This window comes from Nocardia sp. NPDC050630 (genome assembly GCF_044457245.1).
Classification (GTDB): domain Bacteria; phylum Actinomycetota; class Actinomycetes; order Mycobacteriales; family Mycobacteriaceae; genus Nocardia.
This window is the reverse complement of sequence record NZ_JBITGN010000028.1, coordinates 1-23843: the sequence shown is the minus strand read 5'-3', so window position 1 is coordinate 23843 and position 23843 is coordinate 1. Positions and strand designations below refer to the sequence as shown.

Annotated in this window: 16 protein-coding genes; 3 read left to right on the top strand and 13 right to left on the bottom strand. The window is 65.9% G+C overall.

Going from position 1 to position 23843, the window contains the following annotated elements; translation table 11 throughout:
- Nucleotides 1-45: 45 nt before the first annotated feature.
- The 8 genes from ACIBG0_RS37920 to ACIBG0_RS37885 form a co-directional block, all read right to left on the bottom strand.
- Nucleotides 46-1242 (bottom strand): N-acetylmuramoyl-L-alanine amidase, encoded by a 1197-nt coding sequence (locus ACIBG0_RS37920; protein WP_397039782.1) that lies wholly within the window; start codon nt 1240-1242, stop codon nt 46-48.
- Nucleotides 1243-1415: 173 nt separating this feature from the next.
- Nucleotides 1416-1742 carry a thioredoxin gene (gene trxA, locus ACIBG0_RS37915; RefSeq protein ID WP_364496984.1) on the bottom strand — a complete coding sequence of 109 codons (327 nt, stop codon included), beginning with the start codon at nt 1740-1742 and terminating at the stop codon, nt 1416-1418.
- A 32-nt stretch (nt 1743-1774) separates the two neighbouring features.
- A complete protein-coding gene (trxB, locus tag ACIBG0_RS37910; protein ID WP_397039779.1) occupies nt 1775-2761 on the bottom strand; it encodes a thioredoxin-disulfide reductase in 987 nt (328 codons plus the stop codon).
- 108 nt (nt 2762-2869) lie between these two features.
- The gene (locus ACIBG0_RS37905) at nt 2870-3685 is read right to left on the bottom strand and encodes a hypothetical protein (protein WP_397039776.1); all 816 of its coding nucleotides are present in this window, start codon (nt 3683-3685) and stop codon (nt 2870-2872) included.
- Between the two features lie 96 nt (nt 3686-3781).
- Entirely contained in the window at nt 3782-4414 is a 633-nt protein-coding gene (sigM, locus tag ACIBG0_RS37900; RefSeq protein ID WP_397039773.1) for an RNA polymerase sigma factor SigM, read from the bottom strand.
- 342 nt (nt 4415-4756) lie between these two features.
- Nucleotides 4757-8500, bottom strand: a complete 3744-nt coding sequence (locus ACIBG0_RS37895) for a murein biosynthesis integral membrane protein MurJ (RefSeq protein ID WP_397039770.1) — start codon at nt 8498-8500, stop codon at nt 4757-4759.
- An 853-nt stretch (nt 8501-9353) separates the two neighbouring features.
- A complete protein-coding gene (locus ACIBG0_RS37890) occupies nt 9354-12026 on the bottom strand; it encodes a DUF6049 family protein (RefSeq protein WP_397039767.1) in 2673 nt (890 codons plus the stop codon).
- Nucleotides 12023-12559: an NUDIX hydrolase gene (locus ACIBG0_RS37885; protein WP_062981726.1), complete on the bottom strand. Its 537-nt coding sequence runs from the start codon at nt 12557-12559 to the stop codon at nt 12023-12025. Before ACIBG0_RS37885 ends, ACIBG0_RS37890 begins: the two co-directional genes overlap by 4 nt.
- Before the next feature lie 387 nt (nt 12560-12946).
- Here ACIBG0_RS37885 and ACIBG0_RS37880 point away from each other — a divergent pair, with 387 nt between their 5' ends.
- Nucleotides 12947-14359, top strand: a complete 1413-nt coding sequence (locus ACIBG0_RS37880) for a CCA tRNA nucleotidyltransferase (RefSeq protein ID WP_397039848.1) — start codon at nt 12947-12949, stop codon at nt 14357-14359.
- 19 nt (nt 14360-14378) lie between these two features.
- Here the strand turns inward: ACIBG0_RS37880 and ACIBG0_RS37875 are convergent, their stop codons facing one another.
- Nucleotides 14379-15194: a hypothetical protein gene (locus tag ACIBG0_RS37875; RefSeq protein WP_397039765.1), complete on the bottom strand. Its 816-nt coding sequence runs from the start codon at nt 15192-15194 to the stop codon at nt 14379-14381.
- Here ACIBG0_RS37875 and ACIBG0_RS37870 point away from each other — a divergent pair.
- Nucleotides 15142-15432 (top strand): TOBE domain-containing protein, encoded by a 291-nt coding sequence (locus tag ACIBG0_RS37870; RefSeq protein WP_397039763.1) that lies wholly within the window; start codon nt 15142-15144, stop codon nt 15430-15432. The two genes, ACIBG0_RS37875 and ACIBG0_RS37870, sit on opposite strands and share 53 nt — an antisense overlap.
- On the opposite strand, the gene ACIBG0_RS37865 is transcribed toward ACIBG0_RS37870, so the two are convergent.
- From ACIBG0_RS37865 to ACIBG0_RS37855, 3 genes are all read right to left on the bottom strand, one after another.
- Complete coding sequence (locus tag ACIBG0_RS37865) at nt 15420-16352, bottom strand: NAD-dependent epimerase/dehydratase family protein (RefSeq protein ID WP_397039760.1); 933 nt, start codon at nt 16350-16352, stop codon at nt 15420-15422. The genes ACIBG0_RS37870 and ACIBG0_RS37865 overlap by 13 nt on opposite strands.
- Nucleotides 16353-16440: 88 nt before the next feature.
- Nucleotides 16441-20025 (bottom strand): hydantoinase B/oxoprolinase family protein, encoded by a 3585-nt coding sequence (locus ACIBG0_RS37860; RefSeq protein ID WP_397039757.1) that lies wholly within the window; start codon nt 20023-20025, stop codon nt 16441-16443.
- A gap of 85 nt (nt 20026-20110) precedes the next feature.
- Nucleotides 20111-21697 carry a DUF4185 domain-containing protein gene (locus ACIBG0_RS37855; RefSeq protein ID WP_397039755.1) on the bottom strand — a complete coding sequence of 529 codons (1587 nt, stop codon included), beginning with the start codon at nt 21695-21697 and terminating at the stop codon, nt 20111-20113.
- A gap of 182 nt (nt 21698-21879) precedes the next feature.
- Here ACIBG0_RS37855 and ACIBG0_RS37850 point away from each other — a divergent pair, with 182 nt between their 5' ends.
- Nucleotides 21880-22383 carry a hypothetical protein gene (locus tag ACIBG0_RS37850; protein ID WP_397039753.1) on the top strand — a complete coding sequence of 168 codons (504 nt, stop codon included), beginning with the start codon at nt 21880-21882 and terminating at the stop codon, nt 22381-22383.
- On the opposite strand, the gene ACIBG0_RS37845 is transcribed toward ACIBG0_RS37850, so the two are convergent.
- Entirely contained in the window at nt 22373-23725 is a 1353-nt protein-coding gene (locus tag ACIBG0_RS37845; protein WP_397039750.1) for an MFS transporter, read from the bottom strand. The two genes, ACIBG0_RS37850 and ACIBG0_RS37845, sit on opposite strands and share 11 nt — an antisense overlap.
- Nucleotides 23726-23843 lie beyond the last annotated feature (118 nt).

The following is a 23843-nucleotide window of genomic DNA, read 5'->3' as shown; positions in this document are numbered from 1 at the left end:
TCGTATTGGAATTATTTGTAATCTATTGAGCCAGAAAATAATTCGCTACATCCGGTCGGCGGCGGCCAATTCCTCCGCCAGCAACTCGGCGAAAGTGTATGTGCCCGTTGGCTGATCGTCCTGGCCGAGTAGATACAGCCGCTTCACCGAGATGAGGATGGCCTCGGCGATCACATCGCGCATCCGTGGATTAGTGAGTACCGACGCGTCGTATTCGTTTGTCAGATAACCGATATCGACCTGGACCGTCGGCATCTTGGTGAGCCGCAATAGATCCCAGGTGCGTGCGTGAGTCCGGCAGTCCTGCAACGATGTCCGCGCGACCACCTCGCGCTGAATGAAGCCGGCAAGCACCTGGCCGATCATCGATACCGATCCGTGCGAGTTGCCGAAGTGGAAGCTCGCCACACCGTTGGCGGACGGGCTCGGATTGGTCGCACAGCGCAGCGAGATCATCAGATCGGCGTCGAATGCATTGGAGGTATCCGCGCGCTCGGCATCGGTCGGATTGGCGCCCCACGGCCGCGACAGGAAGGTTTCCATGCCGGTGGCGGCCATCCGGCCCTCCAGCCTGCTGGCCAGATCCCAGAGGATTTCCGACTCGTAGACATCGCCGTATTCGGTGGGTACGCCGAAGCCCTTATCCGGGCCGCCGAGGCCGGGATCGATGACGATCCGCTTGCCGGTGAGCTGCGGCCCGGCCCGGTGCACGACCTCTTCCTCGGCGATCCTATGCGGATTACCGCCGGTGACGCGCGCCCCGAGCAACTCGAGCGAGCGCAGCGTATCCGGGCCGCAGATGCCGTCCGCGGCTAAGCCGATCTCCCGCTGGAATGCGGTGAGCGCCTCATGTGTGTGCGGGCCGAAGTAACCATCGACGCGGTGCACATAGAAACCGAGGTCCTGCAGCCGGCGCTGCAGGGTTGCCACATCGTCGCCGTAGAGCGGCGCCGAGAGCTGGTAGATCAACGTGCGGGCACCTAGGCGATAGGAGGCTTCCTTCAACGCGCGGTAGGTAGCCGGTCCGACGACGCCGTCGACGAGCAGTCCGCGGTGCTGTTGGAAGGCGCGAACCGCCGAGTCGAGCTGGCGATCGAAGGAAGCGTCGGTGTCCATCCAGTACTCTCGCGCATCAGTGTGATCTGTCGCGGCGGAGTGCGTATGCAGAAACCCGAGACTTGCCAGGGTGCTCCGAACCTCGGCGACGGCTGGACCGGTATCGCCGTGACGAAGTCGGTGCATGCGTGAGAGCCCTTTCCTTCCGTCAACCCGGGTACCCACTCATGCGATGGCTAACACCGTCGCACGACCGGAGGTCGGTCGATTGTCTCAGACCCGGACCGGAATACAGCAATTCCCGGCGTCCAGGCATCCTACGGCGCGTCGTCGATTGACGGCGTTGTTTGACGAATACGTCAGATGATGCCGTCGAGTTCACGCAGCAGGGCGGCTTTGCCCTTCGCTCCGACGATCTGCTTGACCGGCTTGCCACCGGAGAACAGCATCATAGTCGGCAGCGAGAGAATCTGATAATCGCGGGCGACGCCCGGATTGGCATCCACATCGACCTTCGCCACGGTCAGCTTATCCGCGTGCGTGCCCGCGATCTCCTCCAGCACCGGGGCGACCATCTTGCACGGACCGCACCAGTCGGCCCAGAAGTCGACGAGTACCGGCTTCGCACTGAGCAGCACATCGTCGGCGAAGGACGCGTCGGTCACGGTGACCGTGTTTTCGGACATGGGTATCTCCTTGTAGTGCAAAAGTGATGAGATCAGTTGGCGGGCACTGCAACTGGGTTGCCCGCGTGACCCAGGGTGTTCGAGGTGATGTCACCCTGTTCGGCCAGCCAGCGCTCGGCGTCGATCGCGGCGCGGCAGCCGGTTCCCGCGGCGGTAATGGCCTGGCGGTAGGTGTGGTCGACCAGATCGCCCGCGGCGAAGACACCGGGAACCTTGGTCGCCGTGGTGGGGTGCAGCACCTGCACGTAGCCCTCGTCGTCCAGCTCTACCTGATCCTTGACCAGCTCGCTGCGCGGATCGTGGCCGATCGCCACAAACAGGCCGGTCGCGGCCAGCTCGGAGGTCTCGCCGGTGCGGGTATCGCGCAAAGTCAGGCTCGTCACGCTGGTATCGCCGTTGACCGTGGCGACCTCGGCATTGAGTACGAACTTGATCTTCTCGTTGGCCTTGGCACGCTCGAGCATGATGCGCGAGGCGCGGAATTCCTCGCGGCGGTGCACGATGGTGACGCTGCTGGCGAACTTGGTGAGGAAGGTCGCTTCCTCCATGGCGGAGTCGCCGCCGCCGACCACCACGATGTCCTGGCCCTTGAAGAAGAAGCCGTCACAGGTGGCGCAGGCACTGACACCGCGGCCGAGCAGCTTCTGCTCACCGGGGACGTTCAGATAGCGCGCGGCCGAGCCCATGGCGAGGATGACGGCGTAGGCCTGGTAGGTCTCATCGCCGACGGTAACCGTCTTGACCGGACCGCTCAGGTCGATCGCGTCCACATCCTCGGTCCGGATATCGGCACCGAACCGCTTGGCCTGTTCGCGCATCTCCTCCATGAGATCCGGACCCATGATGCCCGCGCGGAAGCCAGGGAAGTTTTCGACCTCGGTGGTGGTCATCAGTGCGCCGCCGAACTGAGTGCCCTCGAACAGCAGGGGCTGGAGTTCGGCACGGGCTGCGTAGACGGCGGCGGTGTAGCCGGCGGGTCCGGAGCCGACGATGATCAAGTCGCGAACTGCGTTGCTCATGTGACCCTTCCGAGGGAGATTCATTAGACGTGTCGGTCAACAACAGGGTAAACGGTGTTGTTCCCGACGTGATGTGGGACAACCGCACGAGGTGACCTCGCCCACTCCCTAACCGATATCGGTGACGGCCAACTGCTGCGGATCCTCGGCGCCGCAACCGATTCCGACGACCAGCGCGGTGATCTTGTGCGGGCGCGGACCGGTGAGCAGAATAAGCACGGCGTCCTTGCCCTGGAAGGTGGTGTTGGTCGAACCGAGTACGTTGCGGTCCAGGCCGTTGGCATGGACACAACGATTCAGAGCCGCCGGGGTGCCGAGGGTGCCGGTGACGTCATTGCGACCGAGGGCGCTGAGTGCGACGGTGGTGTCGAGTTCATCACCGAGTTGGACATTGCTCGTGGTCGGCTGGGCGCTGGGAGCCTCTTCGTGCCCGCGCAGCGCGTCCATCACCACCGCGACGCAGGCCACGACCGCGATCACGGCGGCCGCGGCGGCGGGCCAGCGGAGGTTGCGGGTACGGCGTCGCGGCAGCGGGATGGGCGCCTTGTGCTCGGAATCCGTTGCATCATCGGCGGATTCGGGCCACGCCGCGGTCGATGATGTCGTCTGTGCGGTGACCGATGGCAGCCGATGGACGGTTGCGGCCCGCTGGTTCGGCTCCTGCGCCGCATCGAGGCCTTCGACGAAATCCTCCAGCCGGGCCGCGATATCGGCGGGCATAGCGTGGATGACGCGCTCGTCCCGGCCGAGCGCGCGCAATTCGGCGCTGACGTCATCGAGTGAGTTCAGGAACCGCAGCGCGTCCGGATCATTGCGGACCACCGGCCACAGCTGCTCACTCAGCTCCGGCGCCACATTGTCGGCGTGTAGGTCGGCGAGCAGTTCAGGGGAGAACGGAGGCTGCGGAACGGATCGGTTCGCCATCGCACCTCCGGGTTCTCGAGTAGATGCCGGCCCGCACGGCGCGGGCACTGCCTGTACATCGTCTGGTTGTCCGTCACTATTAATGACGCAGCTCAACTACTTCCGGTTCCGCGGATCACGCAGAAATTCCAAACGTTCTTGGAGCCGCTGCCGACCGCGCGCGCATCGGCTCTTGATGGTGCCCTCCGGGACGCCGAGCAGCGCCGCTGTCTCCGCGACACTACGCCCCTCCAGTTCCACCGCGACAAGCGCCGCGCGCTGCTCCTCGGGCAGCGTGAACAGGGCACGGTCGACGACGAGCGACATTTCCAGTTCGGCGATATCGTCGCGGGTGTCCTTCGGTTCCGGCATCGTCTCCGGCGACAGCGAGACCGCACGGCGGGTCTTATTGCGCCGGATCCGGTCCAGACAGGCGTTCACCACGATGGCATGCAGCCAGCTGCGCACCTCGGCTTCGGCGCGGAAAGTGGCGGCGGTGCGGTGTGCCGAGAGCAGGGCATCCTGCAGCGAATCGGCGGCGTCCTCGCGGGTGTAGGAGGTGCGCAGGGCGGTCTGCCAGAGGTGGTCGTTATGGCGGCGCAGCAGTTCGGCGAACGCATGCCGCTGACCGCGCACATGGGCTTGCAGCAATTCGACGTCGGTGAGCTCGTCGGGAACGAACGAACGCTCGCGGAACGCAACAGGCCGCGACTTCCCCTGGTGGGAATCCTCGCTCAGTTCGGACGGCAAACCAACCCCTTGGACAGCTCTCACGGCGATGACGGACACGAGCGACCACCATCGAAATTTCGCAGCATCCAGGATCGAACAACCAGAACCCGGGGAGCTCCCCCTGCTGTGAGAGCGCGGCTAGATCATATCGTTAGTAAAGAATTGGCAGCAACCAGAGCAGTCAGGGCTGAATCGGCGCGCAAGCCCGGGGAGTCGACACCGGCGGGCGGGATGCGAGAACATTCGCAAGAACATCGGTAACTCGTCGAGCAAGCCCGAAAAGTCAACGGGCACTTCATAAAGGACCGGAATGCGGCCCCAGCTGCACTTATTGGTACGGCCTGAGAACTCGGAGAGTGGTCATGCCGCGGCGTCGAAGCGGATTTCGGCGATCGAGGTCTGGAACTGGCCACCGGAGTTGCCGAGCCCGGTGATCCATACGAGCACATAACGGGCCGCCTGATCGCCGCGGACCGGGATTTCGGTGATGCCGTTCTCTAGTCGTGCCGAACCGATCAACTGAGTCTGGTCCAGCGTCGGCGAGGCCGTTGGCGAGGTGCGGATCTCGACCGAGGTGCCCGCACTCGGCGATTCGATCGAGACGCTGGTCAGCTTGGCCGGACTCGGCAGGGTGGCCAGCAGCCCGACGCCCTTCTTGAGCGCCGGGAACTGCTGGAAGTACTGATCAGTGCGCCAGACGGTGCCCGGATCGTGATCGAGCACCGCACCGGTACCGCTGACATTGTCCGGCGTGCCCTCCGGGGAGAAGACCGACACACTCGTCACCGGGACCGGCACCCCACCCGCGGCCGTCCCCGTCGTACCACCGGAGGTCGGCGCGGGCGCGGGTGAACTGTTCGTGGTGAGGCCGATATTGCGCTGCTCGTTGAGCGGTGCATCCGAGGCGGTCGGTGCGAAGACGCTGACCATCCACCAGATGATGATGCCGACCACCAGCGCGGCCAGGATGCCGAGCCCGACCATGATCCACATCATCCGCTGCGAGCGTTCCCGTTCGGCCGCAAGCAATTCCGGATCGGCGAGTGATTCCTCGGCACCGCTCGGCGGACGCTGCCCGAGGCGCAGCACCGGGATGAAATCGGTCTTCTGGTCGACCACGGATGCCTGTTCGAGTACATGCTGCACCGTCGCCGCGGTGCGCACACCCTTATTCGATTCCAGCGAACGCACCGCGACCGCCGAGATCTCGAACGGCACCTCGGGCCGGATCTGCCGTGGCTCGACAGGGGTGCCGTCGGAACCGAAATCGGCCAGCCGCAGCCCGCCGACCGTCGCGGCGGTACCGGTCATGCCGCCGGCGCGGATCGGCCAGCGCGCGGTGATCAGCGCGTAGAGCATGGCGCCGAGGCCGCGCACATCCGATTGCGCGTCGGAATCCGACAGCGTGCCGGGGAAGGCGAGTACCGCGTCACCGGTGGCGCTGATCCGGACCCGGTCCGGATGGTCGATGGACAGCGAACCACCGCCGCGATGCGCCAGTTCCGCGGCCGAGGCCAGTGCGCGGATGGCACGGGCGGCACCGATGGGAGACGGCACCGTCTCGGCCATTTCGCGCAGCGAGCGGCCCGGCGTCCATTCGGCCACCACGATGCCGCCGGAGCTGCCACGCACCACATCCAGTACGCGAGCCAGGCCCGGCGAATTGATCCGGCCCAAGCGCAGCGTGCGCGACAGGATGGCCTGCGGACCGTCGTGCCCGGAGTTGTCGGTGGCCTTCTGATCGGCGTCGACGAAGGTGAGCGCGACCTCGCGGTCGAGCTTGATGTCGAGCGCCTGCCAGAACTTGAGTCCGCGGGATCCACCGTGACTCGCGAGCAGCCGGTAGCGGCCGCCCGCTACAGAAGCGCCCGGAATCAGCTTGGGGCCGCGCGGCGTTCTTCGACCGGCCTCGTCCATCGGCGGTAGTTGCGGCGGGATCGGGATCATCCCGGTGTCGTACATCGGATCGCGCTGCGGGGCCTCCCGCGGTTGCTCACCGGTTCCGGGCGCCGAATCATGCTCCGGCGAACCATTATCGGCATCCTGATTCGCGTATGCGGGATCGGAGGCCTCCCCGGCGGGCGGAACATCTGTGGAGAGCCCGCCTGACTTGGTCGCAGCAGATTCGGCGGCTGGGACGCTGCCCAGCGCCGCGTCGTCGCTCACCCTCGTTCCTCCTTCGCCCTGATATGTCGAAGTTCCGGCGAACTCGCCACTTGTGCTTCTCTGCCGAACAGGGTACGGGAACTCACCCATACCGGTGCTGTCAACGGTATGAGCTCGGATCACGGGTAGCACCATGGTTTGGGCATCCATGTACGGGTCGAAACCAGGGTATGCCACATACGGCTCGGGCCGCCGGAACACCTGCGTCGCGTACTCGTCCTCGACCGGGCCGTCGAGATCGAGATCGGGGGCGGGCGGGGTGAATCCGAGGCGCCGCGAGATCGCGACGGTGATCGCGACGATCTCCGGGATACCGGCCAGGCGCATCAGCCCGAAGGCGACCGCGAACATGACGATGGCCGAGATGATCACCCGGATCAGCGAGCCGGGCCCGCCGGAGAGGCGGTCGAGTCCGAGCACCTTGTCCACGATGAGCATGACCGCACCGCCCGCGATCGAGGACAGCAGGACGCGGCTCACCGTGCGTCCGACGTTGACCATGCGCAGATCGCCGAGGCTCTGGTGCAACAGATAGCCGCCGATCACGGCACCGGCCAGGAAGCCGAGTCCGGTCGCGACGCCGAGAATGATCACGACCTGATCGCTGCTACTGGCCAGCACCGGGGCCAGCGCCGAGAACAGGATCTTGATCGTGGTGATGCCGAGGATGATCCAGGTCGGCGTCCACGCCTGCTCCCTGGCATAGAACACGCGCAGATGGATCAGCACCAGGGAATACGGAATCAGCGCGAAGGCCGACCAGCTCACCGCTTCGCCGAGGCGTGCGGCGTCGCCGGAGAACCGCGCATAGCCGAACAGCGCCTCGCCGACCTGCGGTCCGGCCAGCGTCAGGAAGGTGACCACCGGCACGAGGGCGATCATCGTCAAGCGGGTCGCGACGGACAGATCGTCCACGACAGCGGGGGTGTCATCAGCGGCCGCGTTTCGGCTCAGCCGCGGCATGATCGCGGTGAGCAGCGTGACTCCGAGCACGCCGTAGGGCAGCTGCAGCAGCAGCCAGGCATTGGTATAGATCGCCGGGCCCGCCTCGTCGGCGGCCGAGGCGATGTGGTTCGAGACGATCAGACCGATCTGGCTGATCACCACGTACAGGATGATGGCCGAACCCATCTTGCCGAATTGCTTGAGCCGTGCGTCGATCCCCCACAGCGGACGCAGATCGATCTGATTGCGCTTGATAGCGGGCAGTAGGCTCAGCGCCTGGGTCGCTACACCGAGGGTGATGCCGCCGCCGAGGACGAGCAGTTTCGGATCGCTCATCCGGACCGGATCCAGCGTGATCTCGCCCGGTGTGAGGGCATAGAGACCGAGCACGACCAGTACGACGAGATTGTTCAGCACCGGCGCCCATGCCCCGGGTTTGAAGTTCTGGCGGGTATTGAGGATCGCCGTGAACAGCGCCGACATGCCGTAGAACAGGATGGCGGGCACCAATAGATAGGTCAGCGCCGTGGTCAGTTCGGTATTGACCTTGCCGTCCGAGGAGACGAAGACCCTGGTCGCCAGCACCGGCGTCGCCGCCGCGGCGAAGAGCGTGGCCGCGGCGAGCACTGCGAACGCGGCGGTCACCAGTCTGCGGACGAATGCGACACCGCCGTCATCGTCCTCTTGTTCGGCGCGTACCAGCGTCGGCACCACCATCGCGGTCAAGACCGCGCCGAGCACGAGCTCGGTGATCATATTGGGGATCAGGTTGGCCGAGGTGTAGGCACTCGCGACGGCCGGGCCGAGCGCGGTCAGCAGCAGCAGCTGTTTGCCGAAGCCGGTGACGCGGCTGATCAGGGTGGCGATCGCGATGGATCCGGAGTCGCGCAGCAGGCGCGAACTCGCGTTCTGTTTGGTTTCGGTGGCGACCGGAGTCGATGTGGGGGCGGCGGGCCATTCCTGGGTCCGCGGCCTCGCAGCCTCGCGAGGCATGGGACGGTGCTGCTGTTCAACCGATTGCCGCCGTTCGACTGGCGGTTGATGCTCTACCGGTCGCTGTCGTTCGACCAGGGGCTGCCGCGCCACGGGGGGCTGTGGCGGCGGTGTTTGATAGCTCGGGCGCGGCGCCTGGTAGTTCGGCGGCGGTGCGAAACGCTGAGGCGGCACCCGTGGCGGCGCGCCCGGCGGTCCAGGTACCGGCGGTCCGGGCGGAATCGGCCGTGGTCGGGCGGGGCCGGGCTGTTGCGGCGGTGCCGGATATTGCCGCTGACCCGGATGCGACTGCTGACCAGGATTCGGGCGGGGTTCGGGATATTGCTGTGGTTCCGGATATTGCGGACGGGGCACCGGCCGCTGCTGCGGTCGGGGTTGCCTGGGTAATGCGCCCGACGGTGGTGCCATCGGGCCGGTGGGCGGCTGCGAGACGCGCGGTGTCGGGCGGGGCGGCGGCATCGGTCGCTGCGGCTGACCGGGACGACTCACCTGCGGGACGCGCGGCGAGTCGCCGAAACGTTCATCGGGAGTCATCGGCGCGTCCTCCGGTTCCACCGGTGACTGTGCCAAGCGACGTTCCCAGGGTGCCGAGGGCGCCCGGCGGGCCGGGGGTCCGTCGGGCCGATCAACAGGTGGTTGCCGATGAGCGGATAGATCATCGTCGCTCATCGTGCCTCCTGCGCCATGCCATCCCCCGCCGCCGGGCCGAATGACGCCCAGGGTGTTACCCGATTGTCCTCCACGATGCCATGCGAGGCGCGGGGTCGGCACCGATCGGCGGCAAGCGAGGGCCTACAGGTCGGTCGAATGAGCACAGCGACGACAGCTGGGTACGAGCGAGGTGTCCTCGTCCTCATCCCGCCTCCTGCTGCTCCCGCTGCTGTACGCGCATCCGCGCCCGTCGGTACCGATTGACCCGGCGTCGGGTGCCCGGATCGAAACCCTCGTCGGCCGGATCCGGCTGTCCTCGGAACCGACGCCACAACCGGCGCCCGGCCAACAGGAACAGCAGTATTCCGGCACACGCCGTAATTATTGCCAAGGTCTGACCGTAAGCGTTGGAACGCACCGAGACCGAGGTGGGATTGCCGAGTGCGACACCGTCGGACGTGGTAAGGGAGATCGGAATGACCAGGTTACGGCTATCGGTGACCTCGGTCGGGATCTGGAACGACCGGCTTCCGGTCGGTGGCAGCGTCTCCTCCCCCGGATCGGTGATCTTCGTCTCCGTCGGCGCCTCGATCCGGAACCGAACCCGAATGGCGACCGGCAGATCATTGCGTGCGACCAAAAGCAATGGGCTCTGTTCGGAGGCCAAGGTGTACACCCCGCCCGGCGGCAGCACGGTGACCGAACCATAGAGCCGGTCCAGCGTGCGTGTCGTCTGGTCGAGTCGGCGCTGGGCATAGGTATCCGGCTGTGCGGAATCGCCGGAGCGCCGGTCCGAGAGGGTCAGTACGCGCAGCAGATCGTCGCGCAGCGGGGTCAGATATTGGTTCGGCGTCGGCTCGTTCTCGGGCACCTCGACGAGCGAGCGCATGAGATCGGTGATCCGATGACCCTGTTCGCGGACCGGGAACACGAAGCGGTCCGGTACCGCGTCATGGGCGGCTTGCGGCAGATAGTCGGGTTCGTGCGGCTGTGCGTCGGGCGGTTCGGCGACCAGCTCGGTGAGCGTGCGAGGGGTCGCCAGGTTATTGCGCAGCAGCAGGTCGACCTGCTTGAGGATCGCGGTGGCCTCTTCCCGGTTCGCGCTCCACTGCTGCGGCGGCACCAGCAAGAGCGAGCGCGGGCGGCTCGGTTCCGGGTTCAGCGCGGACCAAGTGATGGCGCCGAGTGCATCCTGCAGACGAGCCATCCGGGAGTCGTTGGTCACTTCGTAGCGCACGCGTGCGGGGGTGAATGACGGGGTGGGCGGGTTGGAGCCAACGGCGGCGAGGGCGGTCGCGGACCAGATATCGAAGGTCGCCGCATGCAATGCCGGATCGGCGGGCGGATTCGCGGGCGGAGCCTGGGTGCTGGAAGGCGCCGCGCTCGTGGTGGGTGCGGATGTGCTCGGTGACGCGCTGGACTGCGGTTCCAGTGTCGGCTCCGGCGTGACGGGCACCGGGGCGATCTGGGCGAGCCGGACCACATCGGGCGTGCTCGTCTCCGGCACCGGCTGAGCAGAACTGGTCTGGTTGGCGGTGCTCTGATTACCGCCGCGTCCGGTGGTGATCGGCTCCGAATCCGTCGAGGTGCCGGCGGTGCCGAGCGGGACGGCGGCACTATCGGCCACTACGGCGGTCCCGAAACCGCGGCCGCGCAACAACATTCCCGCGCTCTCATCGATACTGCCGGAATCCGGCACGCTCACCCCGCGCACCGATTTGGTGGCCAGGATGGAATCGACGATATCGGCGGGGTCGTTCAGCGCCCGAGTGGACAGCTCGGGATCGCCGACCGCGGCCAGGGCCGTGAGATCGACCTGCGCGAACGGCAGCGCGACCGTACAGGTCGATGCGGCGACCGCGCGCAGCCGGTCCAGCCAGGTCTGGGCTTGGTCGGCGCCGGTGCCCGCCCTGGTCGCACCGTCCGGATCGGACGGGCTGGCAAGTACGCGATAACCCTTGGTCATCACCTGCGCGGTGATCAGGAGATCAGGATCGACCGCGACGCAGATGGCCGAGGTCAGCGTGCGATCGCGACTGGCCGGATTGGTGCCGAGCACCGATTCCAACGCCCCGAGCAATTGATCCAGCCGCCCGCCTTTGCCCAGCGATGCGGCCAGTTCATCATCAGTGAGCTCGGCCTTCCCATTGAGCGGGCCGGTGACACCGGCGACCAGCCGCGGGCGGTCGGCCAGCGGCCACAACAGTGTCGTCGCCACCGGGGTATCGGGCGTGGCGGGCACCGGGGAGGTGATGTCGACCGCGGGCGGCACGCCGAGCACCGGCAGCAGGAACCGTGCGTCGTCGAGGCGAGCCTGGGTACCGTAGGCCGGTTCACCATTGACATTCAGCAGCAGCGGATAAATACCGGGCTTGCTGATATCGAGCGCGGGCGTACCGCCGTTCGAGCGCAACGCGATGCTGATCGTGAACTGTTTGCGCTGGCCGGGACTCAATCGATCGGCGACATCTTCGAACGGACCGGTCACGTCGTAATTGACCTGGTCCAAGCGCAAGGTTGAGCGCAACGCACTCGGTGTCGACACCGCGGCGGCCCGCTGGATGCGGACGCTGACATCCTGCACCACCCGATCGCCGATATTGGTGACGGTGCCCGCGACCGTCAACATCGGATCGCTGGTGGTGGTCACCGCGGACGGATTCACCGAATCCAGGGTGAGTTTCAGGAATTTCGGCGACGACGAACTATTGGGCGTCGTCGGCTGGGCGGCGGCGGGCTGGGCGAGCAATACCGGAACCGCCGGTGCCGACCCGAGAATGGTCAGGACCGCCGCGATGATCCGCAACAGGCCCACCCGTCGCCCGACCACCACCCCCCACGGAATCGCTGCGCGATGCCGGAAAGTCTGGGTCATCTCTTGCCGGTCTCCATCCGGTCGATCATCCGATTCGCCACTTCGGCCAAGCGCCGCTCATCGGCATAGGCGAGCCGAGAATCCAATTCGCTCAACGGAACCCACGCCACCTGGGTGACCTCGACATCGGCATCGGAGAGCTCACCACCGATGGAACGCAGCAGATAATGATGCACGGTCTTGTGTACCCGGCGACCCTCGGTGACGAACCAGTAATCAATGCTGCCGAGTTCGGCGACCACTATCCCATTGATTCCGGTCTCCTCGGCGACTTCCCGGATCGCGGTCTGCTCGGGCGTCTCCCCCTCTTCGATATGTCCCTTGGGCAGCGACCACAGCAGTCTGCCACGCCGATCGGTCCGCCCGATCAGCGCCGCACTGCGTTTATCGCTCGGCCCGTCCAACCCGTCGACCACGAGTCCACCCGCCGAGGTTTCCCGTACCGTGCGCATGCGAGGTTTCGCCGCGTTGGCGGCCGAACCGCGGCGCCGGGGCTGGCGGCGTCGACTGTTCGCGCGATCGGCCGGAGACACCACGCAATCCTACTGTGTTGGATTTGCAGCGCCTGCGGCGCTGCGTGTTCGCGGCCCCCCTACTGTCTCGCGTCCGAGCGGCCGAGACTCGCGACTTCCTCGCCTGCGCTTCGGCCACTCGGACGCGAGACGGGCCGCGAACTCCTCGCTCGTGAGACTCGCTCCTTTGGAGTTGCGTGGGTGCCGAGGTCGCGACCTGAGTGTTCGTGTCCGAGGAGGTGTTGGATGTTCGACGACTCGGGACCTCCGACGCACCGGATGCGTCTGGCCTTATATATCTGCGCGCTGCGTGGGTTGCGCTGGAATATCGGTTGTGCGGGCTCGGTAAGCTGCTGCTTCGTGGTTTCGCCCAAGTCCGAGGATGCAGCATTGGATCGACGTACCCGATTGCTGGCCGCGGCCGCGGTCACGCTGGGCCGGTTGTCCGACGTGTTGACCCCGCTCGGCGAGTTGTTCGCCGCGCGGGGGTATGAGCTCTACCTGGTCGGGGGCAGTGTGCGCGATGCGGTGCTCGGGCGGTTGGGGACGGATCTGGATTTCACCACCGATGCCAGGCCCGAACAGGTGCAGGAGTTGTTGCGCGGGTGGGCCGATCATCTGTGGGATACCGGCGGGTTCGCATTCGGCACGGTGAGTGCGTCGAAGGGCGATCAGCAGCTGGAGATCACCACCTTCCGCAGCGATACCTATGACCGGGTGTCGCGCAATCCCGAGGTGACCTTTGGTGATTCGCTCGAGGGCGATCTGGTGCGGCGCGATTTCACGGTCAATGCGATGGCGGTGAAGATCGGTGCCGATGGGTCGCTGGAATTCGTCGATCCGCTCGGCGGAATGGATGCGCTGCTCGCCGGAATGCTGGATACGCCTGCGGCGCCGCAGGATTCATTCCACGACGATCCGCTGCGCATGCTGCGTGCGGCGCGGTTCGTCGCGCAGCTCGGCTTCGAATTGGAGCCGCGGGTGCGGGCAGCGATAGCCGAGATGGCGGGCGAGATCGAGCGGATCACCGCGGAACGGGTGCGCACCGAGCTGGATAAGCTCATCGCCTCCGAGCATCCGATCGACGGCATCAATGTCATGTGCGAGACCGGGCTTGCCCAGCTGGTGCTGCCCGAGGTGCCCGCGATGAAGCTGGAGATCGATGAGCACCACCAGCACAAGGATGTCTACTGGCATTCGCTGACCGTGTTGCAGCAGGCCATCGACCTAGAGGAAGGCGATCCGGATCTGGTGTTGCGCTGGGCCGCGCTGCTGCACGATATCGGCAAGCCCGATACCAAGCGCAATGAACCGGGCGGCGGGGTCAGCTTCCATCATCACGAGGTGGTCGGCGCGAAAATGGTGCGCAAGCGGATGCGTGCGCTCAAATATCCCAAGCAGTTCACCGAGGACGTGGCGCGACTGGTGTTCCTACACTTGCGTTTTCACGGCTACGGTAAGGGGCAGTGGACCGATTCGGCGGTGCGCCGGTACGTCACCGATGCCGCCGAGCTGCTACCTCGGCTGCACAAACTGGTCCGCGCCGACTGCACCACCCGCAATAAGCGACGCGCCGCGGCACTGCGCGCCACCTATGACGAGCTGGAGACGCGGATCGCCAGACTGCAGGAGCAGGAGGATCTGGATCGGGTGCGTCCAGACCTCGACGGCACCGCGATCATGGAACTTCTCGGCATTCTCGCTGGTCCCGAGGTCGGCAAAGCCTGGCGGTACCTCAAGGAATTGCGCCTCGACCGCGGCCCGCTCAGCAGGGATGAGGCCGAGGCCGCGCTGCTGGAATGGTGGAAAGCCCAGGTCTGACGCGGATTCGCCGCCTCGATCAGAAGATGATCAGCGTGGTGCCCGCCACGATGGCCGAGCGGATCTGAGCCAGATCGAACGATCCGGTGATTCCCGGCAGCTCCACACGGAATCGGACCAGATCGCCCTCGCGGGTGGCGTGCACGATGCGCGCGTCATTCGGTAGCCGATCCAGCAGGACGGCCGGTGCGGTCACCAGCTTTCGCGGGATCCTGATGCCCAACCAGTTCGCCCGGTGGATATCGACGGTCAGCAGGTTGTCACGCACCTGCGCGTCCACCAACGCGTTGATCGGACGCCTTCGATGTTTCGCCCGGATCAATCCGCTCGGGTCGACGTCGAGTTTCCAATCGCGCTGCTGGGTATCGAGCCAGCCCACCAGCGCCGCGGTGGTGACAGTCCCGTTCAGATCCAGCTGCTGCACCCGTGCCTTGGTCGGCACGCCGGGCACCAGCCGAACGCCGTGCGCGATCACGGTGACCTGTTCGATCGGGTGATCGTCCCAGCGCAGCCGGGACAGCACGGTTTTGGTCTGAAAATGCGCACCGCGCCTGCGCACCTTGAGCACCTGCAGGGTCGCGTCCAGATCGTGGCCGAGCAGGGTGGCGCTGACCTCCTGGCCGCCGAATCGGCTCAGAATGCCCTCGCTGAGCACGGTCATCAGCACGTCCGGCATGAGTGCGGTCACCGTGCCCGCGCCGAAATCAGCCAATGGATCCACCCAGGCGGTGGTGTAGGCGATCCACTGTTCGAGTAGTGATTGATCGAAGAGGCGTTTACCCATGTCGACGGCCCGCATCGGTGACCATGACGTCGGATCGAAGTACGTGGCCATGATTGGTCCGAGCGTACTTGGCGTCGGCGCGCTCGACCACGGACGCGGCTGTGACGAAGTGGGCAATTGTGCGTATCCACGGAATGACGCGCCTCGGGCTGGCGGCGATCCTCATCCGTATACACGGATCGATCACGCCGACATCACCCCGGGGGCTGTCGCTGAACTCGACCTGGCTCCCGGCCGCTCGGTGTACTTCGCGGTCAAGGCGACGGAAGTCCAGGTCTATCCCTGCTGATCGCTGTACAAGTCGGCCGCCAAGGCGCGCAGGCCGTCGGCGCAGGACGGGTAGCGCGGTGTCCAACCGAGTTCCGCCTTCGCCTTGGCGTTGGATGCTCGCATGTTTGCCTGCGTCATGCGGTAGGCATATGACATGGGCCGCATCATCCAGGCGGGTACCGTGAATGGCTTTGGTGTGCCGAAGGTTTCGGCGACCAACCGGACGTGTCCGCTGAAGCTGAGCGGGGCGTCGTCCACGATGTTGTATGCGGCACCGGGCTTTCCACCTTCGACGGCCAGCGCCATTGCCGCGCCCGCATCGGCCAGGTCGACCCACGGCAGCACCCGCCCGTGATCTTTCACCACCGGCAGTTGGCGTTTGCGCAGCATCTCGACAATTGCCTCCGTGCCGCCCGCGCCGTAGAAAAGGCCGTAGCGCAATGAGATGCCTTCGATCCCATCGGCATTCAGCATCAGCTCTTCCTTGACCCGCATGCCTTCGAGGTGGGGTTCCAATGCCTTGTCGCCGGTTGGCGCGAAGGTGTCGTCCTCGGTGACCACGTGATCGCCGAAATCGCCGTAGCCGTAACCGAAGACCATGGATTCGGCGATGACCCGCCGAGCGCCGACGGCGCGTGCGGCCTCCAGCAGGTTCGCGGTGCCGGTGATCCGCAGCGCATTGGTCGCGTACATATCCTTGTGCCGCATGGGCGCCTTACGCAGCGCGGTCGCCGCGTGCACCACGGTGTCTATAGTGCGGCCCTCGACCGCGCGCAACAACTGGTCGCGATTCATCAGATCGGCCTGGATATCGGCCCCGGCGCCGCGGGACAGCGAAATCACGGTGTAGCCGGACTGCCGCAGCGCGGTGGTGATGTGGCCGCCGAGTACTCCGCTCGCCCCGGCCAGCAAGACGTTCTTGGTGTCGTTCATGTCCATCAGACAGCTGAGCTCCTTCCGACGTGACACACTCGAATGTGAGCTACCTCACTCTGGAGAGCATGCCAGGAGACGACCCCGAACGTGATCAGTTCCCGTACCCTCCCCCGCCAGGCGTCTCGATGACCAGCACGTCTCCGGGCTCGAGCTGCGCCGAATCGGCACCGCGCAGGTCATGCACCGTGCCATCGGCACGCTCGATCCGGTTTCGGCCGAGGCCACCTGGCGCGCCTCCGGCCATACCGTACGGCGGCACCCTGCGGTGACTCGACAGCGTCGAGACTGTCACCGTTTCGGTGAACCGCAGTCGACGCACCGCCCCGTCACCGCCGCGCCATCGCCCGGAGCCCCCGCTACCGGTCCGCACCGAGAACTCCTCGAGCAGTACCGGCAGTCGCCACTCCAGCACTTCTGGATCGGTGAGCCGGGAGTTGGTCATATGGGTCTGGACCACCGGCGCGCCGTCGAAGCCGTCGCCCGCACCGGATCCGGATCCGATCGTTTCGTAGTACTGGTTGCGATCGTTGCCGAAGGTGATGTTGTTCATCGTGCCCGAACCCTCGGCCTGCACCCCGAGTGCCGCGTACAGCGCGCCGGTAATCGCCTGGGAGGTCTCGACATTGCCCGCGACGACCGCGGCGGGCGGTTCGGGTGCGAGCATCGAACCAGGCGGCACGATGATCCGCAGCGGGCGCAGGCAGCCGTCGTTGAGCGGAATATCGTCGGCGACCAGCGTGCGGAAGACATACAGGACGGCGGCATTCGCAACGGCGTAGGGCGCGTTGAAGTTACCTTCGAGCTGTGCCGAGGTACCAGTGAAATCAATGGTGGCGCTACGGTTTTCCCGATCCACCGTGACCCGAACGTGAATTGTCGCACCCAGATCGGTCTCATAGGCGTATTCGCCGTCGTCGAGCGCATCGATGACGCGCCGCACCGATTCCTCCGCGTTGTCCTGCACATGCCGCATATACGCCTCGACGACATCGAGTCCAAAGTGCTCGATCATCTTCCGGACTTCTTCGACACCCTTGGCATTGGCGGCGATCTGGGCCCGCAGATCGGCGAGGTTGGTGGCCGGATTACGGGAGGGATACGGCGCTTCGGTGAGTAGCCGCAGCGTCTCGTCCTCTCGGAACCGCCCGTCCTCAACCAGCAGCCAGTTATCGAAGATGATGCCCTCCTCTTCGATGCGACGGCTGTTGGCGGGCATCGAACCGGGCGCGATACCGCCGATCTCGGCGTGATGACCGCGTGCGGCGACGTAGAACAGGATCTCGGTGCCCGCGGTATCGAATACCGGCGTGATCACCGTGATATCGGGCAGATGGGTGCCGCCGTGATAGGGATCGTTGACCGCATAGGTGTCGCCGGGACGCATGCCCCCTGCCTGCCTGCGCCGGATGACCTCCTTGACACTGGTGCCCATCGACCCGAGATGCACCGGAATATGCGGCGCATTGGCGACGAGATTGCCGTCGGGATCGAAGAGTGCGCACGAGAAGTCCAGGCGCTCTTTGATATTGACCGACTGCGCGGTCGACTCCAGCCGTGCCCCCATCTGCTCGGCGATGGACATGAACAGATTGTTGAAGACCTCCAGCAGCACCGGATCCGCTTCGGTTCCCGCCTCCGGTCCGGCCACGGCTGCGACCCGTTCCATGATCAGATGGCCGAGGTCGTTCACCACGGCCTGCCAACCATCGTCGACGACCGTGGTGGAGTTGGCCTCGGTGATGATCGCGGGTCCGCGCACCGCCTTCTCCGGCACCAATTCCGCACGCTGATAAAGGAATACCTCGCGCCGAGCGCCACCGGTATGCAGCCACACCGACTCAGGCTCGTTGGTGACCGCGCGCGGCCCGGCGAGGTCGGCGAGATCCGGTGGTTCGGTGAGTCCGGTCGCCTCGACCGAAAGCGCCTCGATCACGATCGGGCGGTCCAACACGAAGGAGTAGGTGCGGCGATGACGTTCGCCGAAATCCGTTGCCATCTGTGGCGGTTCGGTGAGTTCGACGGTGAGCGTGGTGTCGGTGCCGTCGTAGCGCAATTGGGCACGGCGCACGATGCGCACCCGATGTGCGGGTACGTCCTCACCCAGTAGTTCGGCGCGCGCGATGGCCTCCAGGTCATCGGCGATCTCGATGACACGCTCCATCGACTCCTCGCGCAGCGGCAACTCCACCGAACGCTCGCGCATGGCCGTGGTATCGGCGAGACCGATGCCGAGGGCGGAGAGCACACCGGCCATCGGCGGCACTACAACCGTGCGAATGCCGAGGGAATCGGCCACCTTACAGGCGAGTTGGCCACCCGCACCGCCGAAGGTGGTCAGCGCGTACCGGGTCACATCGTGGCCCTTCTGCACCGAGATCCGTTTGATGGCGGCGGCGATATTGGCGACCGCGATGTCGAGATAGCCCTCGGCGACCTGCTCCGGTGTGCGATCGTCACCGGTGCGTTCCGCGATTTCGGCGGCCAGTTCCGCGAATCGGTTGCGCACCAGCGCGTCATCGAGCGGTTCTTCGCCGTCGGGGCCGAAAACCTGTGGAAAATACGCGGATTGGATTCGGCCGAGCATCACATTGGCATCGGTGACGGTCAGCGGTCCGCCGCCGCGATAGCAGGCCGGTCCCGGTGCCGCCCCGGCGGAATCGGGTCCGACGCGGTAGCGGCTGCCGTCGAAGTGCAGGATCGAACCGCCACCCGCCGCGACGGTATGGATATCGAGCATCGGCGCGCGCAACCGGACACCGGCGATCTGTGTGATGAACACCCGCTCGTACTCACCCGCGAAATGCGATACGTCCGTGGATGTACCACCCATATCGAAGCCGATGACGCGGTCGAATCCCGCGAGTTCGGACATCCGAACCATGCCGACGATGCCGCCCGCCGGACCGGACAGGATGGCATCCTTACCGCGGAACTGCCCGGCCTCGGTGAGTCCGCCATTGGACTGCATGAACATCAGCCGCACACCGGTGAGCTGGTCGGCGACCTGCTGGACATACCGACGCAGTACCGGTGAGAGATAGGCGTCCACCACCGTCGTGTCACCGCGCGGCACCAGCTTCATCAGCGGGCTCACCTCGCTGGACAGCGAGACCTGCGGAAAGCCGATATCGCGGGCGACCCGGCCGATCGCCTGTTCGTGCTCGGGATACAGATGCGAATGCATGCAGACGATGGCGACCGCGCGAATACCGCTGTCGTACAGCGGCTTCAATTCGGCGGCGAGCGCGTCCAGATTCGGCGGGTTCAGTACGGTGCCGTCCGCCGTGACGCGCTCGTCCACCTCGAGCACATGCTCATACAACAACTCCGGCAGCACGATCTCGCGCGCGAAGATCCGCGGACGGTTCTGATAGGCGATACGCAGTGCATCGCGGAAGCCGCGCGTAATGACCAGCACGGTGCGTTCGCCCTTGCGCTCGAGCAGCGCGTTGGTCGCGACCGTTGTGCCCATCCGGACGGCATCGATCCCGGCGGAGCCCTTCGCGTCGGCAAGGATTTCGCGAATGCCCGCCACCGCGGAATCGGCATAGCGCGCCGGATTCTCCGAGAGCAGCTTGTGCGTGACGAGCTTGCCGTCGGGTCGGCGGGCCACGACATCGGTGAAGGTGCCGCCTCGATCGATCCAGAATTGCCAGCCCGGTGTCTCGCTCGTCACCGGAGCCGCCCGTGCGGAATGCGTATGCGCTGGTCGATCACATCCGCACCATACCGAATCGCGGTCGGCCCCGATTCGAGCGCGATCAGTGCGGCGGATCGAGTTTCGCGTGCATGAGATACACGTTGTAGCTATCCCAAGCCGAGATGGTGAAGTACAGATCCTCGCTCGTCGACCACGGATGGATGAAGCCGCCGTAGGCCTTCGGATAGTCGTCGGTGGAGACCAACTGGACACCATCGGTCCAGCTGCCCTGTGGGCTCGCCGCGGTGCGCAGCACGATCGCACCGCGCGCCGAATCCAGATAGACCATCTGCCATTGCCGGGTGACCTTGTCGAAGCGCACCGACAGTTCGCTGGCCATACCGAGAATCAAAGGCGTTGCCTGGTTTTCGGCCGCGGGGGCCCAGGTTCCACCAACCCAGTACTGGTAGGCCGTCTTGTTCAGCACCTCGGTCTTCGGCACCCTCGCCAGGCCGATGACGCCGACCCGGCCGTTGGGCGTGCCGAACATATAGACGTAATCGCCCCGCGGCACCATCGCCGTCACCTGGAACCGGCCGAGCCCGAAGAAGTTGTCCCACCTGGCGTGCTGATCCTTGACCCAGGTGCGGCCGTTGTCGTCGGAGTAGGCGAGTCCGCCGTAGTTGGTCGACCACATGCCGGGGATTCGACTCCAGTGGTTGACCGACATATAACTCATGAACTGGCGCTGTCCGATCGCGAACCCGGAGGTCGGGATGGTGGTCGTCTCCCAGTTCTTGATCTTGCGGCTGGACAGCAGCTCGGTGGCGTGACACCGGCTGTCCTGCACCATGGTGTCGATGTCGAGGCCATCGGAGAGGTCACGGTCGGTGCTGTAGCCGAGCACATTGCTGCGCCAGTCCGGACCGCCGACACCGCCACTTTCCCAGCCCTCGCCGAAGGTGTCGCCGAAGGCCACGGCGACCTCGCCCGGTTTGGTCTCCCACATGATGCCGAGATCGGTGCCATCGACCTGCCAGCGCATATCGGTGCGGTTCGCCGAACCGTGCCCGGTCACCTGACCGACCAACTCCACCGACTCCACCAGCGGCGGGGCGATGGCGGCGGTCAGCGGTCCGGGCTCGGCGGGGTGCACGATTGGCGGCGGCGCGGGTTGCGGCTCGATTCCATCGGGGCCGGGCACCGGGATCGGAACGGGTTCGATCTCCGGGCGGAACTCTATGCGCGGCAGGCGGAGCGCGCCGGAACCCGAACTCGATCCTGAGCCTGAACTCGAGCCGGAGCCGGAGCCGGAACTCGATCCGGTGTCGGGCGCGACTTCCGGTTCCGTCTCCGTGGCGGGATCGGACGGTTTCGGTTCCGTGGCGGGGTCCGGCGGTTTCGACGTGTCTCGAATATCCGGGCACGGGTTGCGACACGGGTCCGGTGGCAGTGGCTCCGGATCGATCCGAGTGTTGTCCGGCGGCGGATCGGGGACGGGGACCGGCGTGATCTCGGGAATCGGCACCGGTATATCGATCTGTGGGGGCAACTCCGGCAGCGGCGGAGGCGGCGGTGCGTTGGGGTCCGGTGCCCGGTTCAACGGGTCGAATCCGATCTCGCCACAACTGTTCACCGGCGGCGGCGCCCACGGATGCTGCGCGGCCTGCGCGACGGGAGCCGGTACGGTCAGCGCTGCGGCGAGCATTACACCGAGGATTACGGGCGCGCAGGGATACTTGGCCGCCGACGCGAACGCACGCGTACCGCTCGGCCGAAATCCCATTCCTTGTTGACTTCCTGTCGATTCGGGTCGATGGGAGATCAACTTACCCGACCGAGTCGCGCGGAGGGTGGAACCGGATAGGGCGCAGTCGCGTCCAATCAGATATGAGCGAGATCGAGTACGTATTCGGGACCGGTGACGGCACGGTCCACGTCTGGGCCAGTCAGGCGGACCTGGATCTATCCGGGTCGGGTCTGGTCGATGCGGTGGCGCTCGACTTCGATGGCGACGGCCTGGTCGATGACATGCTGTGGGATTCACACGGCACCGGAATCGCCGATGTGGCCGGGCTGGATCTGGACGACAACGGTGTATCCGACCATTTCTTCACCGACCCTTCCGGCAACGGCACCTGGAATCACCAGATCACCGGCAACCCGGCCGATGCGAACAGCGAACAGCTGGCCTGGATCGAGCGCACCGAGCCGGAGCCGGATCACCTCGCCGCCGCCGAATTCGGCGCAACCGTGCCGAATCATGCTGAGCCTATGCAGGATTCGCGCTGGTCGGATCCGCATGCCCCGATCGAACAGGTCGCCGCGCTACGAGATCACCGCACCTGGTCGGTCGATGCATCCGGCTACCCGACAACGCCGTTCAGCCAGTGACCGGCGAGCGCCGATTGTTCAACGCAATGGCCCCGATCCCAGCGCCGTAGATTCCGGCGCCGAGGAGCACCACTGCGATCGAGCGCCCGTCGGCCGGGATCACCAATGCGGTGAGCGCGATCGCAAGCACGAACGCGATATTGAATACGGTGTCCTGCAAGGCGAAAACCTGACCGCGTCTGGTGTCGTCGATATCCATCTGCATGGTCGCGTCGCCGGTAAGTTTGATGATCTGGCCCGCGAGCCCGAACAGGAAGGCAGCGACCAGCAGCAGTTGATGTGCCCGATGCGCCGCGCTTCCGGAGGAAGCGAGCGCGGTCGGGGTAACCAGTGCCAACTGCACCACCGTCGCGGTCAACAACCCGAGCACCACTGTGCGCGACCGGCCGAGCCGCGGAATCAATACCGGTGCGACCACCGCCGCCACCAACATCCCCCCCGCGGTGCAGCCGATGGCGAGTCCGAACCGGGTCAGCCCGGTATTCGCGCCGCCGCCGTCGACGGGCGCCTGCCGCAGCACCAGCACCATGATCAGCGTATTGGTGCCGAATACGATCCGGTGCGTGCCGATGCCGACCATCGCGGTCGTGACCTGAACCGCTCCCCAGACCGCAGCCGCACCGTGACGCAGACCCGTCGCGATCGCTCGCACAGCACTGCCGCGCGTCGCGGTCCCAGGCTCCGGACCGAGCACCCCTGCCCCGAATCCGGCCGCGAATACCGCACCGCAGACCGACCACACGGCACTGATCGCCACCGCGACCGCCGACGCGAAATCACCCGCGCCGATCAACCCGATGATCGCGACCGCCGCCGCCGCACCGACACCGGCACATCCGGACGCCACCGTGGCCAGCACCGAATTCGCGGGCACCAGCCAGTGCTGATCGAGCACCCTCGGCAGCGCCGCGGAGACGCCTGAAAGCACGAACCTGCTGACCCCCACCACAGCGAGGGCGAGCAACAACAACGGCGTCGCAGTACTGCCCGCCATCAGTCCGACAGTCACCGCACCGATCAGCACCGCCCGCAGCACATTGGCGACCAATAGCACCGCCCGCCGATCCCAGCGGTCCAGCAGCGCACCGGCATACGGCCCGATCAGCGAATACGGCAGCAGCAATACCGCGAACGCGGCCGCGATGGCAAGCGGATCGGTCTCCCGCTCCGGGTTGAACAGAATGGCACCGGACAGCGCCGCCTGGAACATGCCATCGCCGAACTGGCCGGTAAAGCGGATCAGCGCCAACCGCAATACGCCGGGACTCTGACGCAGCGCCGCCTGCAGCGAAATCGGCCGCTCATCCGCAGGAGTGGAGCCGTCGGGCCGACCAGTAGACACGCCCAGAGGCTACTGTGTTTGATTTGCCGCGCCTTCGGCGCGGCGTGTTCGCGGCCCCCTGGTGTCTCGCGTCCGAGCCGTCGAGACTCGCGCCTGCGGCGCATGCGCTTCGACGGCT

What these genes read in the sequence shown, in the direction of transcription:
- ACIBG0_RS37890 (WP_397039767.1), bottom strand. Translation starts at nt 12,026, where the DNA reads ATGACCCAGACTTTCCGGCATCGCGCAGCGATTCCGTGGGGGGTGGTG.
- trxA (WP_364496984.1), bottom strand. Translation starts at nt 1,742, where the DNA reads ATGTCCGAAAACACGGTCACCGTGACCGACGCGTCCTTCGCCGACGAT.
- ACIBG0_RS37865 (WP_397039760.1), bottom strand. Translation starts at nt 16,352, where the DNA reads ATGGACATGAACGACACCAAGAACGTCTTGCTGGCCGGGGCGAGCGGA.
- ACIBG0_RS37895 (WP_397039770.1), bottom strand. Translation starts at nt 8,500, where the DNA reads ATGCCTCGCGAGGCTGCGAGGCCGCGGACCCAGGAATGGCCCGCCGCC.
- ACIBG0_RS37855 (WP_397039755.1), bottom strand. Translation starts at nt 21,697, where the DNA reads ATGCTCGCCGCAGCGCTGACCGTACCGGCTCCCGTCGCGCAGGCCGCG.
- ACIBG0_RS37920 (WP_397039782.1), bottom strand. Translation starts at nt 1,242, where the DNA reads ATGCACCGACTTCGTCACGGCGATACCGGTCCAGCCGTCGCCGAGGTT.
- ACIBG0_RS37875 (WP_397039765.1), bottom strand. Translation starts at nt 15,194, where the DNA reads ATGGCCACGTACTTCGATCCGACGTCATGGTCACCGATGCGGGCCGTC.
- ACIBG0_RS37905 (WP_397039776.1), bottom strand. Translation starts at nt 3,685, where the DNA reads ATGGCGAACCGATCCGTTCCGCAGCCTCCGTTCTCCCCTGAACTGCTC.
- ACIBG0_RS37870 (WP_397039763.1), top strand. Translation starts at nt 15,142, where the DNA reads ATGTCGACGGCCCGCATCGGTGACCATGACGTCGGATCGAAGTACGTG.
- trxB (WP_397039779.1), bottom strand. Translation starts at nt 2,761, where the DNA reads ATGAGCAACGCAGTTCGCGACTTGATCATCGTCGGCTCCGGACCCGCC.
- ACIBG0_RS37850 (WP_397039753.1), top strand. Translation starts at nt 21,880, where the DNA reads ATGAGCGAGATCGAGTACGTATTCGGGACCGGTGACGGCACGGTCCAC.